This window comes from Sporofaciens musculi, from assembly GCF_009830285.1.
GTDB classification, from domain to species: domain Bacteria; phylum Bacillota; class Clostridia; order Lachnospirales; family Lachnospiraceae; genus Sporofaciens; species Sporofaciens musculi.
Genome location: NZ_WUQX01000001.1, coordinates 3,118,798 through 3,135,457, shown reverse-complemented (window position 1 = coordinate 3,135,457; position 16,660 = coordinate 3,118,798). Strand labels below are relative to the sequence as shown.

The 16,660-nt window shown below is 41.2% G+C and carries 15 protein-coding genes; 14 read left to right on the top strand and 1 reads right to left on the bottom strand.

Annotated elements, in window-relative coordinates; translation table 11 throughout:
• The 14 genes from GN277_RS15835 to GN277_RS15775 all read left to right on the top strand — a co-directional run bounded on the left by GN277_RS15835 (position 1) and on the right by GN277_RS15775 (position 15,824).
• Positions 1-1,284, top strand: a complete 1,284-nt coding sequence (locus GN277_RS15835; RefSeq protein WP_159751855.1) for a hypothetical protein — start codon at positions 1-3, stop codon at positions 1,282-1,284.
• Positions 1,253-2,062: a LicD family protein gene (locus GN277_RS15830; protein ID WP_159751854.1), complete on the top strand. Its 810-nt coding sequence runs from the start codon at positions 1,253-1,255 to the stop codon at positions 2,060-2,062. The genes GN277_RS15835 and GN277_RS15830 overlap by 32 nt, the downstream gene beginning before the upstream one ends.
• 28 nt (positions 2,063-2,090) lie before the next feature.
• Entirely contained in the window at positions 2,091-3,038 is a 948-nt protein-coding gene (locus GN277_RS15825) for a hypothetical protein (protein ID WP_159751853.1), read from the top strand.
• Between the two features lie 63 nt (positions 3,039-3,101).
• A complete protein-coding gene (locus tag GN277_RS15820) occupies positions 3,102-3,290 on the top strand; it encodes a hypothetical protein (RefSeq protein WP_159751852.1) in 189 nt (62 codons plus the stop codon).
• Positions 3,291-3,352: 62 nt separating this feature from the next.
• Entirely contained in the window at positions 3,353-4,216 is an 864-nt protein-coding gene (locus tag GN277_RS15815) for a hypothetical protein (protein WP_159751851.1), read from the top strand.
• Positions 4,217-4,230: 14 nt separating this feature from the next.
• The gene (locus GN277_RS15810) at positions 4,231-5,751 is read left to right on the top strand and encodes an NTP transferase domain-containing protein (protein WP_159751850.1); all 1,521 of its coding nucleotides are present in this window, start codon (positions 4,231-4,233) and stop codon (positions 5,749-5,751) included.
• Positions 5,735-6,334 (top strand): SIS domain-containing protein, encoded by a 600-nt coding sequence (locus tag GN277_RS15805; RefSeq protein ID WP_244324741.1) that lies wholly within the window; start codon positions 5,735-5,737, stop codon positions 6,332-6,334. The genes GN277_RS15810 and GN277_RS15805 overlap by 17 nt, the downstream gene beginning before the upstream one ends.
• Positions 6,327-6,497, top strand: a complete 171-nt coding sequence (locus GN277_RS29490; protein WP_204162755.1) for a hypothetical protein — start codon at positions 6,327-6,329, stop codon at positions 6,495-6,497. Before GN277_RS15805 ends, GN277_RS29490 begins: the two co-directional genes overlap by 8 nt.
• Positions 6,494-7,960, top strand: a complete 1,467-nt coding sequence (locus tag GN277_RS15800; protein WP_159751849.1) for a flippase — start codon at positions 6,494-6,496, stop codon at positions 7,958-7,960. Before GN277_RS29490 ends, GN277_RS15800 begins: the two co-directional genes overlap by 4 nt.
• 149 nt (positions 7,961-8,109) lie before the next feature.
• Positions 8,110-10,905 carry a leucine-rich repeat protein gene (locus tag GN277_RS15795; RefSeq protein WP_159751848.1) on the top strand — a complete coding sequence of 932 codons (2,796 nt, stop codon included), beginning with the start codon at positions 8,110-8,112 and terminating at the stop codon, positions 10,903-10,905.
• On the top strand, positions 10,895-11,524 hold the full coding sequence (locus GN277_RS15790; protein ID WP_159751847.1) for a hypothetical protein: 630 nt from the start codon (positions 10,895-10,897) through the stop codon (positions 11,522-11,524). Before GN277_RS15795 ends, GN277_RS15790 begins: the two co-directional genes overlap by 11 nt.
• A 100-nt stretch (positions 11,525-11,624) precedes the next feature.
• The gene (locus GN277_RS15785; RefSeq protein WP_244324740.1) at positions 11,625-13,445 is read left to right on the top strand and encodes an NTP transferase domain-containing protein; all 1,821 of its coding nucleotides are present in this window, start codon (positions 11,625-11,627) and stop codon (positions 13,443-13,445) included.
• A gap of 1 nt (position 13,446) precedes the next feature.
• Positions 13,447-14,208: a sugar phosphate nucleotidyltransferase gene (locus tag GN277_RS15780; RefSeq protein ID WP_159751845.1), complete on the top strand. Its 762-nt coding sequence runs from the start codon at positions 13,447-13,449 to the stop codon at positions 14,206-14,208.
• Positions 14,209-14,276: 68 nt separating this feature from the next.
• Entirely contained in the window at positions 14,277-15,824 is a 1,548-nt protein-coding gene (locus GN277_RS15775; protein ID WP_204162754.1) for a BCCT family transporter, read from the top strand.
• A 58-nt stretch (positions 15,825-15,882) separates the two neighbouring features.
• On the opposite strand, the gene GN277_RS15770 is transcribed toward GN277_RS15775, so the two are convergent.
• Positions 15,883-16,485 carry a flavin reductase gene (locus GN277_RS15770; protein ID WP_159751844.1) on the bottom strand — a complete coding sequence of 201 codons (603 nt, stop codon included), beginning with the start codon at positions 16,483-16,485 and terminating at the stop codon, positions 15,883-15,885.
• Between the last annotated feature and the right edge of the window lie 175 nt (positions 16,486-16,660).

The following is a 16,660-nucleotide window of genomic DNA, read 5'->3' as shown; positions in this document are numbered from 1 at the left end:
ATGATATGTAAAATTACAGTAAATAAAAAGAAAATATTTGCATTTATATTTGCTCTATCTCCAATTTTAAGCTTGTATAAAATTCCTTTTTTGGAAATGAATATGTGTTTTGTCACATATTGGATATTGATGCTGTATTCTGTTTTTATGAATTGTGTTAAAGGAGTATATAAGGATAATAAAGCAAAATCTATCATTTGGATAATGACCATAATTATGTTCTTGTATATAATTATTACTTATTTTAGAAAAAGTCCTGAGGAAATAATTTCAGACAACACCTCAAATTTTTTTAATATTGTAAGCTTATTAATGTTTATAACATTTATGGCATTGACTTTTTATGATTCAGAAATACAGAGATACTATATAAACTATGTAAAAGATATTGCAATTATAATGTCAATTTGTGTAGTTTTACAATATGTGCTCTATTATATTTTTAAGTTTGATTTTAATAACGACAGGGGCTTCCTGCTGCCGATGCGAAGTCTAGTGCTTGACTCGCAGCACTATTTGGATGTAAGTTTGATGGTTTATAATGGTTTGTTCCGTCCATCTGCTCTATTTTTAGAGCCAGCTCATTTTGCGCAATATTGCTCCATAGGATTAGCGTGTCTGCTGTTAGAGGAAGAAAAAAGGGTAAACGGTAAAACAATATTAGTTTCGGCAGGAATAATAATGACTACATCGGGAATTGGAGTATTAACGGTTATTTTTTTATGGTTATATATTTATTTAATCAATATGGATACCGTTTCCCAAAAGAAAATGGTTGAGACAGTAGGAGGAATATTATTTGTACTTGTTGTTTTTGTGATATTAATATTTAGCTCTGACTTTTTTATCCAGACTATGAATAGGCTGCTGCCTTCTCAGGGGGGTACGGCAATAAAAGGGCGTATATGGTCAATTAAGTATGTGATGGATTTAACGGGATTAGACAGAGTATGGGGGATGGGCTACAAGAATATACCGATGAATTATAGTACAGGATATCAGATATATATGACGGCTATCGTAGAGATGTTGTATTGCCAGGGAATTGTAGGTACGATTCTTTTTGTTTTATTATATATGCAGATGATGTTGAAAGCTCATTTATATAAGGAAAAACGTTGTATGATGATATTAGTATTAATTGTGCCCTACATATTAGGTACCTCTTTTCTGCAAATGATGACAATAGGCCAATATATTCCATTTTTATATATAAGGAGAAATAAAGAAATAGAAGTAAATGAGGAAAGAGATGAAAAAGATAGAAAAAGAGGAGTTGCATAGGATTCAAATTGGTATTTTAGATTATTTTGCAGAATTTTGTGACAACCATGAGCTTCGATATTGGATTGATTATGGTACATTATTGGGAGCAATACGGCATAGAGGCTATATTCCATGGGATGACGATATAGATGTATCCATGCTTCGGAAAGATTACGAGCGTTTAATGGATTGCTTTAATCGTGAGGGTATGGGAAGATATCAGTTTTTGTGTCCTGAAAAGGATAGAGAATATTATTATCCTTTTGGCAAAATAGTAGATACTGAAACAGTATTATACGAAATGGGAGAAAAAGGTTTAAAGATAGGAGTATACATAGATGTTTTTGTGGTGGATTATGCGCCTGATGATGATGTGAAACTTCGGAAGATATTCAGAAAAAGAGATTTTTATGGAAGACTGAGAAGATATCAATTACCATTGGGACAGGCAAAGATTTCTGCTAAAAGGATAGGAGTTCTAGGAATACAAGCCATATTAAAATTTGTACCCAGACAATATTTTGCACTAAAAATTATTCATAATGCTCGGAAATATACACATGCAGAGACAAAGCGGGTATGTGATATGACAGACCCCTATGATAAGATTCATTGGGTTGTAAGCAGGAAATTATTTGAGGATTTCTGCGAAGTTGAATTTGAAGGGAAAAAATATCATGCACCTGCAAAGTATGATAAATGGCTGAAAATACTGTATGGAGATTATATGAAATTACCGTCAAAAGAAGAACAATCAGCAGCTCAGCATGATATTGAGGCATATTATATCGAATGAATAGATTAAAACCAGGAGTATTTTATATATGGGTATTTCAGTATTAAAGTATGCCAGAAAAGGGTATGCCGCTATGGGCGGATTACTGACGGCAAATAGTTTGATTAAGCATAATCCGAAAAGTAAGATGATATCAACATATTCTGGAGTGGGAGACCGGGTCTTTACTCTTTCATATCTAAGAGAATATCAAAAAAGAAACCATATTAATGATATTAAAATCATTTCCGCTGATCCCTATAATGCAGTATATCAATATTTTGATATCAAAAAAGAAGAAATCCTTCCTGTTAAAAGAGAAAAGATGCTGATGCTGAATGATTTCTATACAATGGATATTGGCTGCCATTTTAGGCATATTCAACCAGAGATCTTGTCAGTCTCAGTTGACGCATATGTAAGGTCAGAGCTTTTCAGTTCGGTTGAATTCGTAGATTACTCACACATCGTAAAGGCTATCTATAAGCTGCCGCAGGAAACAAAACCGGCAGCTTGTAAAAAGTTTCCGCTATCGAAAAGGACAAAGCAGCTTATAGCTTCAGGGGTGATTGTACCGGAGAAAACGGTAGTAATGAATCCATATGCAAACAGTTGCAGAAATATTCCCTTTTCTTTTTTTCAGAAAATTGCTAATCACCTGGCAGCCAGAGGATATCAGGTGATTAGTTCGGCTATCAAAGGTCAGAAAGCTTTAGAGAATACATATGGGTTGGATTTTGATTTGATTGAAGCAATCTCTCTTTGTGAAATATGTGGAACTGTGATTGGCGCCAGAAGCGGATTTATGGATTTAATCAGTTTCTCAGAAGCTAATATTATTTCAATCGATAATCTATTGTATCCTCATAAGGATTTATTTCTGTTGGAGAAATGTTGGAAGAACCATTCCAGAATAAAAACATATCACTGGTGCAAGGAAGATGAGACTCGAATCGCAGAGCAGGTGATAGACAGGGTTATAAGATGTGGAAATTAAATCAGAGAAATTAGGTAACCGAAAGGGTAGGGTAACATGACTGCGAAGCGGGATGGAGGAAATATGATAAAAAGTAAGATAAAAAATATGGTTAAAACGATTATAAAGTCGTTTAAAAAAGTGGGATGGAGATGTATGGATACCGGCCCTATAGATGTCCATATGAATGGACAAATCCATCGGATTATCAGATTTTTCGGCTTTACGGTAAGCGGTAAATTAGATGGCCAAAAGGGTAAGGGGGGGGTATAAGTACTCCAGTATTTTATCTGAAAATTAACAGAGAGGCCCCGTACACTCTGGAATGTATTCAGATGTGGCTGGATATCGCGGCGCAGATGGGGGCAGATTATTATATTATATGTGATAATAAATGGCTGGAGCACAAGGTTTTGAAAACCTGTCTTTTTGAGGACCGTAATATCAAATTCATCCCCTCTTATGGCCGTTCTGTCAGGCAGACTGCGGACAGGCTCTATACAGGAAATTGGAGGTTTGCCACACATGCCCATTTAACACCTTTCTATCATGCGAAAAAAATGGGATATCAGTCGTTTTGGAGTGTGGATGCAGACGATACTTCTTTTTTGATGGAATATGAAAGAACGAGTCAGGCTCTTATACAGGTGGAACAGTATGTAAAGGAAAAGGGCGTATCTGCCATGTCCCTTGATATGTGGTTTAGCCGTACCCATGGCAAACATTGGAGCTTTGGCGTGACTTTTATTAATGATAATGTAGGATTTATAGACATTTTTCAGAATACGGTATCTAAAGAATGGATGAAGCATTATCAAGAGATGGAAACCGCATTTAACCTGGATTGGTTTTTTACTTATCTGAAGGATTTTGAGGACATAAAGATAGAGACCTTTTATATAGAAAGGTGCTGGTTCATCCATTGGGGAAATTCTCTTATCAATCCTTTTTATTCCTGGGTAAATTATTGGGAGAATGGGAAGATACATTATCCGATTTTGGAGGGGATCTATCACAATAAAGAAGCTGGATGTCTGGATATTGCGGATGCGGTCAGAATCGACGTGAGAGCCACGAAGGATGAGGGTATGAGGATTCTGGAAAATAGAATCTGTAAATCCAGATATTTTCAGAGCCAGCAAAGAAGGTTATTTCAAAACCAGGATTTTGCAAGTGATAAAGGTTATCTAAGATTTTGAAGGGAGGCTGCATAATGGGAGAGTTGGAGTATATTATCGTTCAGGCAGGCGGCAAGGGAACGCGCATGAAGGAGTTGACAAAAAATAAACCAAAAGCATTGGTACCGGTGAATAACCTGCCGATGCTTTTTCATTTGTTCCGTAAATTTCCGGATAAGAAGTATGTGATTATCGGGGATTATAAATATGATGTGCTAAAACGTTATCTGAGGGAATTTGCAGAGGTGGAGTATTGTCTGGTATGCGGTACGGGGCATGTGGGCACCTGCGGGGGACTAAAGGAGGCTCTTTCTCATATTCCTGGGCAGAAACGTTTCATGCTAATCTGGTGCGATTTGATTCTTCCGGATGTGTATGAAATACCAAACTCAAAGGGTGATATCATCGGTCTGTCAAAGGATTTTCCATGCAGGTGGAAGTATGAGAACGGGGTGTTCAGTGAGGAAAAAAGTTCTGAGTTTGGCGTGGCGGGTTTTTTCATTTTTCATGACAAACAGCGCCTTGAAGATGTACCGGATGAGGGGGAGTTTGTTCGCTGGCTTCAATCAAAAGGCTTTCATTTTGAAGAACAAGGGCTGTACCACACTCATGAGTACGGGCTGTACAGTGAGTGGGAGAAGTTGAGTAAGGCAAGATGCCGTCCCTTTAACAGTATGAGAGTGGAGGGGGATAGAATCTATAAGCTTCCTGTTGATAAGCAGGGCAGAGAGCTGGCAGTTCGGGAGGCGGCCTGGTATCAAAAGATTAAAGAGGAAAAGTTTGAAAATATCCCTGTAATCTATGAGTATGAGCCTCTTTGTATGGAGTACATTGATGGAAGGAATATCTATGAATATGATTCCATTTCCTATGAGGAGAAGAAGGGGATTCTGGAACAGGTGATTGGGTGTCTGAGGCAAGTCCATGGTTTGGAGTCGGTTCCGTCTGACCAGGAGAGTTACAGGATTGCTTATTTGGATAAAACATATGAGAGGCTTAAGAAGGTGCGCCGTCTGGTTCCTTTTGGGGATGATGAGGCGGTGGTGGTAAACGGTAGAAGGTGCAGAAATATTTTCTGCTGTCAGGATATTGTGGAGAGGCTGGTGATGGAGTATTGTCCGGACAGCTTCCGACTGATTCATGGGGATTGTACCTTCAGCAATATGATGCTTAAGCAGGAGAAGACGCCGGTTTTACTTGACCCGCGGGGGTATTTTGGAAGGACTAAGCTCTATGGCGACGCAGCCTATGACTGGGTAAAGCTGTATTATTCCCTGGTAAGTAATTATGACCAGTTTAATTTGAAGCGTTTTACCCTTGATATTGATGAGAAAGGCGTGAGACTTGTGATTGCGTCAAACCATTGGGAAGATATGGAGGACTGTTTTTTTGAGCTCTTGGAGGGGGAAGTGACAAGGAGGCAGATGAAGCTGTTTCTGGCGATTACGTGGTTGAGTCTTACCACCTATGCCTGGGAGGATTATGATTCGATTTGCGGGGCATTTTATAATGGACTTTATTATTTGGAGGAGGCGCTAGATGAATACAATGAATAAATTTTTTGACATGAATAGCAGGATTATTGGGAATGCGTTGGATTCGATTTCTGAACATGATATGGAGAGGCTGATTTCTGACTGTGAGAGAACGATTAGAAAGGGGCATAAGGTGATTGCGTCTGGATTGGGGAAGAATGTGCCTATCTGTGATAAGTTTGTGGGGACCATGCTTTCCCTTGGGCTGGACGCGGGATTCCTCCATATGAATTCTGCGGTGCATGGGGATATGGGAATGGTACATAAGGGAGATTTGGTGATTATTCTTACCAAAAGCGGTGCGACTGCGGAGACGGTGTACCTTGTGGAATTGCTGAGGAAGCGGGAGGATGTGAAGCTGTGGCTAATAAGCTTTGAGCAGCAGAGTGTGCTGGCGGACACCATGGAAAATAAGATATTAATCCAGATGGAACATGAGGGGGATCTGTGGGATATTGTTCCGAATAATTCCACAACCCTGAATCTGATTGTGCTTCAGACGGTTGCGGTGGAGTTGTCAAGGCGGCTTCGTCTGGATTTGGAGAGGGATTTTAAGCCTAACCATCCGGGAGGGGCTATTGGGGAGAGACTGAATCATGAATAAGCTGATTTTATCTACATTAGGCCATGCCTGGATTCTGGATGGAACCATTGTGAAGCATAATGGCTATCAGGCGGAGCCGTCGGGGCTTAGGACGGAATATGCGGTGTCAAAGAAAAGGGATGGGGCTTTGAAGCTTAGACTGGGATTTGATGAAGCATTATGAATGGCGGGCAAAATAAATCAATTAAGATTAATACAATCATATTTGCATGTAAAAGAGTGTTAAATGTTATTTTTCCGATGATTACCATGCCCTATGCGCTGCGGACCCTTGGGGTGGAAAACATAGGGCGTTATAATTTTGTTTTGTCTATTATTGGTTACTTTAGCCTGATTGGGGCACTTGGATTAACGGATTATGCCAGACGGGACGGAGCTATGATCCGAAGTGACAGGAAAAAGATGTCAGAATTTGGGTCTGAGGTTTTTTCCTTTCAGATTTTTATAGTTGGAATAGCTTATCTTCTTTTGTTCATCTGCACCCTATCAGCGCCCTATCTCCGGAAAGATGCGCTTTTAGTGTTCCTGTGTTCTCTGTCCATTTTTCTTACGGCGATTGGCGTCGAATGGGTGTTTAACATATATGAGGATTATCTGTATATTACACTTCGTCAGGTTGTCACACAGATTTTGTCCATGGCAATGCTTTTTCTGTTAGTGCGTGACAGAGATGACTTGCTTCATTATGCATTCATCTCAATCATAGCGTCTGCCGGCTCAAATATATTTAATTTTATATATGCAAGGAAATATTGCGACCTAAGGCTGGTGTTTCATATTGATTGGGGCAGACATCTGAAAAAGAGTATTATCTTTTTTGCTAATTCGTTGATGATAACCATTTATGTAAATACGGACCAGACCTTGCTTGGTTTTCTGTGCGGAGATTACAGTGTGGGATTATACAGCACCGGAGTAAAGATTTATAGTGTGGTAGGTGGGATTTTAGTTGCAGCAGTTGTCATTGGAATTTCAAGATTAAGTGAATTTGTGGGCAATGGAAATCTGGAGAGTTTTTATCAGACTGCATCGGAAATATATCGCATGGTTCTGACGATTACATTTCCTACAGTCATTGGATTGTGCGTGTTCTCCAAAGAAGCAGTTTATCTTGTGGGAGGCAGTGAGTATCTGGAAGCAGCCACATCTATGTTTATTCTTTCCATTGGTCTGTACTGTTTTGTGATGGCAGTCTATTGGGGACAGTGCGTTCTTGTACCTAATGGAAAAGAAAAAGCCCTTCTCTATATAACTGCAGTCAGCGCAGGGATAAATTTTGTGCTGAATCTTATATTCATTCCCTTTTTTAAACAGGAAGCAGCGGCGTTTACCACAATGTTAAGTGAAGGTTTTACAGGGTTGATGGCGTATATTTATGGAAGAAGGATGGTTACGTTGTATGGAGTCAGTTCGGTGGTCAGAAAAAGTTTGATTGGAAGTGGATTTGTACTGGCAGCGGCGATTGTTATGAAACGGGTGACGGCAGGAACAATTCCAGAATTATTTTTAAGTATTTTCTTATGTGCGTCAGGATATTTTGTGATTGAATATTGGCTTAAGAATGAGGTGATATACAATTCTGTAAAAAGTGCTGTAATATGGTTAAATAAAAATATAAAAAGATAATTGTACAGTTAAAAGTTCTTTGCTAGAACGTATATAAAAGTGTTTTGAAAAAATAATATAAGCTAATATTATATAAAACTAACAATTAGGAGAAATGGATATGGCCCTCGGTGTAGGAATAGTATTATTTGAATAGGAGATGGAGTTAAGTGCGAAAGATAAAAAGAGGAATCATCTTAAGTAGTGTATTAGTAACAATGTTATTCAATTTGACTGTATGGGCGGCAGATTCGACAGACGATGTATACGCAGATAATGTTAATGTCGAAATCGAGACTGAAACAGAATTGGAAGATTCTAAAGATACAAGCATCACCGATAACGCAAATGGAGAACAGGATGAAGATTCAGAAGAATCATTTTCTGGTACAGTCACAGATGTATCTGCAGAAGATCAGGCGTCTGCTGAAGAAGAACAAGATATACAGGAAGCAGACGACGGGGCGGAATCAGATGAAACGGCGCAGCTATTCAGTTCTTCAGCTGATTTTACTATTGAAGGTACTGTATTAAAGAAATACAACGGAGCCGGCGGACAGGTGGTAATTCCCAATACGGTTACTGAGATTGGAAGCTATGCATTCAAGGAATGTACAGGCGTTCAGTCCGTAACAATCCCTTCATCAGTAACAACGATTGGTTATGAAGCGTTTTTTGGCTGTACAGGACTTCGGACTGTAACATTGAATTCAGGGCTTATCTCAATCGGAAGTCGCGCGTTCCGAAAATGTACGGCTATTACGTCTATTTCGATTCCGGGTACGGTTGTGGAGCTTGGAGAAAGGGCGTTCAATGATTGCAGTGCGCTTAGACAGGTAACCATAGGAAACCATGTGACTACAATCGGTGAATGGTGCTTCAGTGGCACGGCGCTGACAAGTATCTCCATTCCGGAATCCATGGTGACATTGGGAAAAGGCGCATTTGAGGGATGCACAAAACTGACTTCGGCAGTATTACGAGGTTCGTTTACAGAGCTTTGCAATTACACATTTAAGAGCTGCTCAAATCTAAACTCCGTAACCATCAATGTCCCGATTAAGAAAATAGGCTATGAAGCATTTCGTGGTTGTTCTGTATTGGAAAGGATTAATTTCCCGCAGACATTAACAGTAATTGATGATTATGCATTCAGGGATTGCGCCGCATTGCAGGGAATTGCCCTTCCTTCGGGATTACAAACGATTGGGACCAGAGCGTTTAATAATTGCAGTGCATTGCAGTCGGTTACATTTCCACCTGGATTGCAAAGTATTGGGGACAGCGCTTTCGATTATTGTGAGGCTCTGACGAATGTATCGTTTAATAACGGATTGTCTTCTATCGGAAGTTCAGCGTTTTATAATACATCCATTACGACATGTACAATCCCTGCCAGCGTTAGCTCTTTGGGAAACAGTGCATTCAGATATTGTACGAATTTGAAAACGGTTTATTATTCAGGAACTGCCGGCATATCCAGCAGTTGTTTTGCAGACTGTACGTCACTGAAAAAAGCCGTAATATATAACGGAACGACTGTAATCGGTTATGAAGCCTTTTATAATTGTAAGCTTCTCTCAGAATTGGCGATTGCGAATTCTGTAACCAAGATTGACTCTTATGCTTTCCGGAATAATATCTCGCTAGAAAACGTACATATTCCGGAGAGTGTTACGGTAATCAACAGCTATGCATTTGACGGCTGTACCAGTTTGAAGAAAATTTATATTCCAGATAGTGTCACCGTCTTTGGCAGTAATGTGTTTAGAAATGACAATAATCTGACCATATATGGGATGTCTGGTTCTTTTGCCCAGGATTATGCCAGCGATTATTCCATTCCGTTTATTAATGGATATCAGCCGGGCCAGAATCCAACCCCAATTCAGGAAGGCTGGAAATCTAACTCTACAGGCTGGTGGTATCAGAATGCAGACGGTTCCTACCCGAAGAATGAATGGAAAAAGATTGAAAATAGCTGGTATCATTTTAACGTCAATGGTTACATGCAGACAAGCTGGCAGAAAATCGGTTCTGTCTGGTATTATTTTGGAACAAATGGAGCCATGAGGACAGGGTGGCAGAAAATCGGAGGAAGCTGGTACTATTTTAACAGTTCAGGGGCTATGGCATCCAGCCAGTGGATAGCAGATAAATATTATGTGAAATCCAACGGTGTTATGGCAATGAACGAATGGGTGGATAACGGAAAATACTATGTGGACGGCAGCGGAGCATGGGTGCCGAACAAGGTGAAGGTCACAGAGGGATGGAAGAAAAATTCCACAGGCTGGTGGTATCAGAATAAAGATGGTTCCTACCCGAAGAATGAATGGAAAAAGATTGAAAATAGCTGGTATCATTTTAACGTCAATGGTTACATGCAGACAAGCTGGCAGAAAATCGGTTCTGTCTGGTATTATTTTGGAACAAATGGAGCCATGAGGACAGGGTGGCAGAAAATCGGAGGAAGCTGGTACTATTTTAACAGTTCAGGGGCTATGGCATCCAGCCAGTGGATAGCAGATAAATATTATGTGAAATCCAACGGCGCCTTGGCAATGAACGAATGGGTGGATAACGGAAAATACTATGTAGACGGCAGCGGAGCATGGGTGCCGAACAAGGTGAAGGTCACGGAGGGGTGGAAGAAAAATTCCACAGGCTGGTGGTATCAGAATGCAGACGGTTCTTATCCAAGAAACAGTTGGAGGAAGGTAGGTAATCATTGGTATCATTTTAATGCCAGCGGCTATATGCAGACTGGATGGCTATATGCAGATTCAAATTGGTATTATCTTGATTCATCAGGGCGTATGCTTGTCAATCAGTGGGTACTTGGAGAATATTATATGAAGTCTGACGGTACCATGGCGCGGGAGGAATGGATCGGAAAATATCACGTTGGTCAGGATGGAAAATGGGATGCAACCAGGGGGGAAAGAGCGATAGATGTTGAGTAAAGGTAATTGTATCAAAAAAGGCTGTTTTTTTATATGTCTGCTCTGCACAATATGTATATGGGGATGTTCAGATAAAAATAGCAGCAGTATTGAAAATGAAAATAAGAAAGAACCACAGTCGCCGGCAGACGAGGTACATGATGAGAATGATGTAGAAATCAAGGACCCGTCAGATGCGCCGGTGATGGAAGAAATTGAGGGACTTAAGGATGTCAGGGGCCAGCAGGTGTTAGAGCTGCTGTCAGAGTACGGTTTTTCTGATACCGGAGGAGTGGATGCGCCGGATGGGTCTGCCAGTTGGGTCTTGCAAAATGGTAACTATACCTGTGACATCCAGGCTGATGGGAACGGAAATGTCTATAATGCAGTTTTTACAGACTCAGGGGATGACTATGCTGATTTTTTGTCTAAATGTGCAGGAACATTTGGAAGCGATGCGGCAGCCTGGGTAACCGAAAATGTAAATGGGAATACCACGGCAGAGATTGGGGGCTTCTCTGTCAGCATTTCAGAAGGGCCGGGGGGACATTCGCTGCAGGTATGTTCACTGGAGTATAAAAATATGGTTGTCGGTCCTAAGGGCGCCGATGGTCCGGAGGATCCCCAAAATCCTGAATAATATTAAAAAGAGTTGTTTATGAAAAATAATGCCTGGGAGATGTTACTTTATCTCCAAGGTATTATTTTTTATGCCAAAGTTCACGAAAGGAGAATCAAAATTGTTCAAGAACAAACAAGAAAACGATGTTCTGAAAGTCTTGTTTTCAGAGCCGTACATTAACCAGCGTATTCTTGCACAGTCCAGCGGTCATTCATTGGGAGTCGTGAACCGTTCCGTCAGGAGGCTGATGGAAAACGGATACCTGGATGGGCAGCTAAAACCAACTTTAAAGGCAAGGCAGGAGTACCAGGACAAAGAGCCTAGAAATGCAGTCATTTTGGCTGCAGGTTTTGGGATGCGTATGGTTCCCATTAACAGAGAGCTCCCTAAAGGTCTGTTGGAAGTAAACAACGAGCCGTTAATCGAGAGGCAGATCAGACAATTACAAAAGGTTGGAATCACAGAAATCTATATTATAGTAGGATTTTTGAAAGAAAAATATGAATATCTTATCGACAAATACAAAGTAAAGCTCATCTTCAATCCGAATTACGCAGCCAAAAATAATCTACATTCCTTACGCCTGGCAGCAGAATATCTTTCCAATACATACATTGTTCCCTGTGATATCTGGTGCGACCAAAATCCATTTAGCAGGCATGAGCTCTATTCCTGGTATATGGTCAGCGATATCGTAGACAATGACAGCGATGTCAGGGTGAACCGTAAGATGGAGCTGGTGTCTGTACCCAAATTAAGCGGGGGAAATGCAATGACAGGCATTGCCTATCTTCTTAAGGAGGAGTGTGTCCTTGTCCGGAAACGACTGGAAGAATTATGCCAGGATTCCCGCAATGATAATGCTTTCTGGGAGATAACTTTGTATGATAATGGAAAAATGATTGTGCCGGCAAGGGTGGTCCATGCCTTTGATGTGGCGGAGATTAACACCTATGAACAACTACGGGAATTGGATGAGGAATCAAATCATTTGAAATCAGACGCCCTTGATGTGATTGCCGATGTGTTCCACGTTCATGTAGATGAGATTACAGATATAAAAGTCCTGAAAAAAGGAATGACAAACCGTTCCTTTTTATTTTCCTGTGAGGGAGAAGAATATATTATGCGGATACCAGGAGAAGGGACAGAAAAACTCATTAATCGAAGGCAGGAGGCCTGTGTTTATCGGACGATTGCAGGGCTTGGGCTGTGTGATGATGTAGTCTATCTTAATCCGGAAAATGGATATAAGATTACAAAATATTTAAGAGACGTCAGAACGGCTGATCCAAAGGACTGTCGGGATTTGAATCAATGTATGGAAAAATTACGGGATTTTCATTCCATGCATCTGGAGGTCGGCCATGAGTTTAACCTGTATGGACAGATTGAATTCTATGAATCTCTGTGGAGTGGCGAGCCTTCTGTTTTCAAGGATTATCAGGAGGCTAAGGCGGGAGTCTTATCGTTAAAGACTTTTGTTGAGAGTCACATAGAACGGAAAACATTGACCCATATAGATGCGGTTCCGGATAATTTTCTGTTTTACCGGAATCAGAAAGGGGAGGAAGAACTTAGGCTTACGGACTGGGAATATGCGGGGATGCAGGACCCACATTTGGATCTTGCCATGTTCTGCGTCTACAGTTTTTATGACAGAGAGCAGGTTGACCAGTTGATTGATATTTACTTTGAAGAAAAGTGCTCCTGGGAGAATCGGCTTAAGATTTATTGTTATATTGCAGCCTGCGGTCTTTTGTGGAGTAACTGGTGCGAATATAAGAGAAGCCTTGGGGTGGAATTCGGGGAGTATTCGCTAAAGCAGTATCGTTTTGCAAAAGATTATTACAGATATGCCCTGCAGGAGATGGAAATACACAGCGGGGAGCAATCATCAGAGGATAAGCATCAAAGGAACGCATACGAGGAGGAGTAGGATGGAATATGTGAATAAAGCCATTGTTATGGCGGCGGGGATTGGAAAACGGATGCATCCTCTGACATTGGAGACGCCGAAGCCTTTAATCCCTGTGAATGGAGTGAGGATGATTGATACGGTAATCCAGGGCTTGATACAGAATCGTATTCGAGAAATTTATGTGGTAGTCGGATATCAAAAGGAAAAGTTCAGGGTGTTGAAGGAAGCATATCCAGAGGTGAATCTGATTGAAAATCCATACTATTTCTCCTGTAACAATATCTCATCCCTGTATGCTGCCAGAGACTATCTGGAAAATGCTATGATTCTTGACGGAGATCAGATGATCTATAACAAGGACATTCTTTGTCCTCAATTTGAACGCTCCGGTTACAATGCAGTATGGACGAACGAGCCTACAGATGAATGGCTCATGACGGTTGAAAATGGTGTTGTGGTAAATTGTAGCCGTACAGGAGGAAAAAGAGGATGGCAGCTTTACAGTATCTCAAGATGGAGTGCCAAGGATGGCAGAAGGCTTAAAAGGCATTTGGAAATCGAATTTGAGGAAAAGATGAACAGACAGATTTACTGGGATGATGTGGCAATGTTTTGTTATCCTAAGGAGTATCAGCTTGGTATTTATGAAATGGGCAGAAATGATGTGACGGAGATTGATAATCTAAAGGAATTGGCAGCCATTGATCGTGAATATCTGAAATATATGATTTCCCAAAGACAGTCTAAAATTCCAGAAGATAGGGAAGCTTCAACAATTTGAAGCGGGCTGTATGGTCAAAAGATATACCGTTATGTATATATTAAACAGAAATTAGGAGAAAAAAGAATATGATGATTGATAAAACGGACCTGAAGAATAGGAAAGGGGAGAATTTACTCAGACGGATTGATCCCGCAACTACGATTGTACCCCTCATTGTAATACTGGTTCTATGCACGTTTTTTTTAGTGAATCCAGAAGGATCAACTAATTTGCTGTCGTCTGTACGGACTTTTCTTGGGGATAAATTTGGTGTCTATTATCTTATGCTTGGTCTGGGAATTTTACTTGTCTCATTATGGATTGCATTTTCTGATATAGGGAAAATCACCCTTGGAAAACCAGGGGAGAAGCCACAATATGGATTTTGGTCCTGGGGGGCCATGGTATTTACTTGCGGTCTTGCGGCAGATATCCTGTTTTATTCCCTGTGCGAGTGGATTTCCTATGCACAGGAGGCTCACACGGCAGAGCTTGGCTCTGTTCAGGATTGGGCGTCTGCTTACCCCCTGTTCCATTGGGGCCCCATTCCCTGGAGTTTCTATGCTACATTGGCGGCTTGTTTTGGATTTATGGTGCATGTGCGGGACGTGAGAAAACAGAAGTATTCAGAAGCATGCCGACCCATTTTAGGGGACTGGACAGATCGTTTTCCTGGGAGGCTGATTGACGTGCTGGCAGTGGCTGCGTTGATTGCTGGAACTGCTACCACATTTTCTGTTGCGACGCCTCTGCTCTCGGCGGCGCTTTCGAGTCTTGTGGGCGTGGAAAGCTCAAAGCTCATAACCATTAGTCTTCTGGTGGTGATTTGTATAGTATATACGGTGTCTGTAATGGGAGGAATGAAGAAGGTTTCATGGCTGGCCAATGCCTGTATGTGGCTGTTCGGGATTTTGCTGCTGTTTGTCCTGGCGCTTGGAGGCGAGACCAGATATATCATTGAGACTGGATTTACAGCAGTAGGAAATGTGGTGCAGAACTTTATCGGGCTTTCTACCTGGACAGATGCGGGAAGAACGACCTCATTTCCTCAGAACTGGACGATTTTCTATTGGGCGTACTGGTTGGTGTGGTGCGTAGCGTCGCCTTTTTTCATGGGAGGCATCAGCAGGGGAAGGACTGTGAAACAGGTGATACTAGGGGCGTATGCTTTCGGAGTGAGCAGCACATTTATTTCCTTTATCGTTCTGGGGAATTATGGCCTTGGTTTACAGATGACAGGGAGATTTGATGGAATTGTTTTTTATGAGAGCTGCGGTGATCTCTATCAGACGGTGATTGAGATTATAAAAACTCTGCCGGCACATTGGATTGCGCTGGTTCTGCTGGTTGCTGCCATGATTGCTTTTTACGCCACTTCATTTGACAGCATTACATTGGTTGCGTCCGCCTACAGTTATAGAGAATTTCAGGACGGTGAGGAAGCTGGCGGCAGGATGAAATTGTTCTGGGCGATTCTATTGATCCTGCTGCCGATTGCCTTGATTTTCTCCGAAGGGTCAATGAGTAATCTTCAGACGGTATCTATTATTGCCGCATTTCCCATTGGGATGGTAATTGTTTTAATTATTGCCAGTTTTATCAAGGAGGCAAAGGCGTATTTGGAGAAAAGTTGAGAGTATAGTCGAGAGGCTAATTTACAAATATACAAATAAGGGGATGGAGCGCCATCCCCTACAACCTCTTAAAATCACTTGCCGGATGCTTACACCAAGGACACACAAAATCCTCCGGCAGCGCATCCCCTTCATAGACATATCCGCACACCGTACAGACAAACCCCTTCTTCGCCCCGTCCGTCTTAGGCGCGGTCTTAATCTTCTTCTGATAATAACTATAAGTCACCGACTCGTCCTCCGACAACGCGCAGGCATCCGTCACATCCGCTAAAAACAGAGTGTGGGTTCCAAGGTCTGTGGCTGACACCACCTTTGCGGAAATGTACGCATTACATTCATCTTCAATATACACAATCCCATTCTCTGCCCTCTTTGATGAAATTGCCTCCAGCTTGTCAACCTGGGCGCCGCTCTGAAAGCCCCAGTTCTTATAAGTATCAAATTGAGAATTCTCTGTAAGGACAGAAACATTGAAAGCGCCTGTCCTTTGAATCATATCATGGGTATAATTCTTTTTATTTACTGCTACCGTAATCCGGTTGGGTTCTGTGGTAACCTGGGTTACCGTGTTTACGATACAGCCGTTGTCTTTCTCACCCTCTTTTGCCGTCAGAATAAAGAGTCCGTAGGTAAGCTTATACATTGCTTTTCTGTCCATTTTCTCCTCCTTTTGCGCTGAAGCAAGTCTTTTTGTCAAAGAATTCCAGCGTCTTTGTCTATGGAAATTATACATAATTCTTCCCTTAATGGCAATACTTTACACCATAGAATTCTTTTAAATACCATATATACATCCGCCGAAGGATATTGGGCTTTTAATTTCTGTCTTTACG

Coding starts and splice junctions, on each gene's coding strand:
- GN277_RS15835 (WP_159751855.1), top strand. CDS start 1: ATGATATGTAAAATTACAGTAAATAAAAAGAAAATATTTGCATTTATA.
- GN277_RS15830 (WP_159751854.1), top strand. CDS start 1,253: ATGAAAAAGATAGAAAAAGAGGAGTTGCATAGGATTCAAATTGGTATT.
- GN277_RS15825 (WP_159751853.1), top strand. CDS start 2,091: ATGGGTATTTCAGTATTAAAGTATGCCAGAAAAGGGTATGCCGCTATG.
- GN277_RS15820 (WP_159751852.1), top strand. CDS start 3,102: ATGATAAAAAGTAAGATAAAAAATATGGTTAAAACGATTATAAAGTCG.
- GN277_RS15815 (WP_159751851.1), top strand. CDS start 3,353: ATGTGGCTGGATATCGCGGCGCAGATGGGGGCAGATTATTATATTATA.
- GN277_RS15810 (WP_159751850.1), top strand. CDS start 4,231: ATGGGAGAGTTGGAGTATATTATCGTTCAGGCAGGCGGCAAGGGAACG.
- GN277_RS15805 (WP_244324741.1), top strand. CDS start 5,735: ATGAATACAATGAATAAATTTTTTGACATGAATAGCAGGATTATTGGG.
- GN277_RS29490 (WP_204162755.1), top strand. CDS start 6,327: ATGAATAAGCTGATTTTATCTACATTAGGCCATGCCTGGATTCTGGAT.
- GN277_RS15800 (WP_159751849.1), top strand. CDS start 6,494: ATGAATGGCGGGCAAAATAAATCAATTAAGATTAATACAATCATATTT.
- GN277_RS15790 (WP_159751847.1), top strand. CDS start 10,895: ATGTTGAGTAAAGGTAATTGTATCAAAAAAGGCTGTTTTTTTATATGT.
- GN277_RS15780 (WP_159751845.1), top strand. CDS start 13,447: ATGGAATATGTGAATAAAGCCATTGTTATGGCGGCGGGGATTGGAAAA.
- GN277_RS15775 (WP_204162754.1), top strand. CDS start 14,277: ATGATGATTGATAAAACGGACCTGAAGAATAGGAAAGGGGAGAATTTA.
- GN277_RS15770 (WP_159751844.1), bottom strand. CDS start 16,485: ATGGACAGAAAAGCAATGTATAAGCTTACCTACGGACTCTTTATTCTG.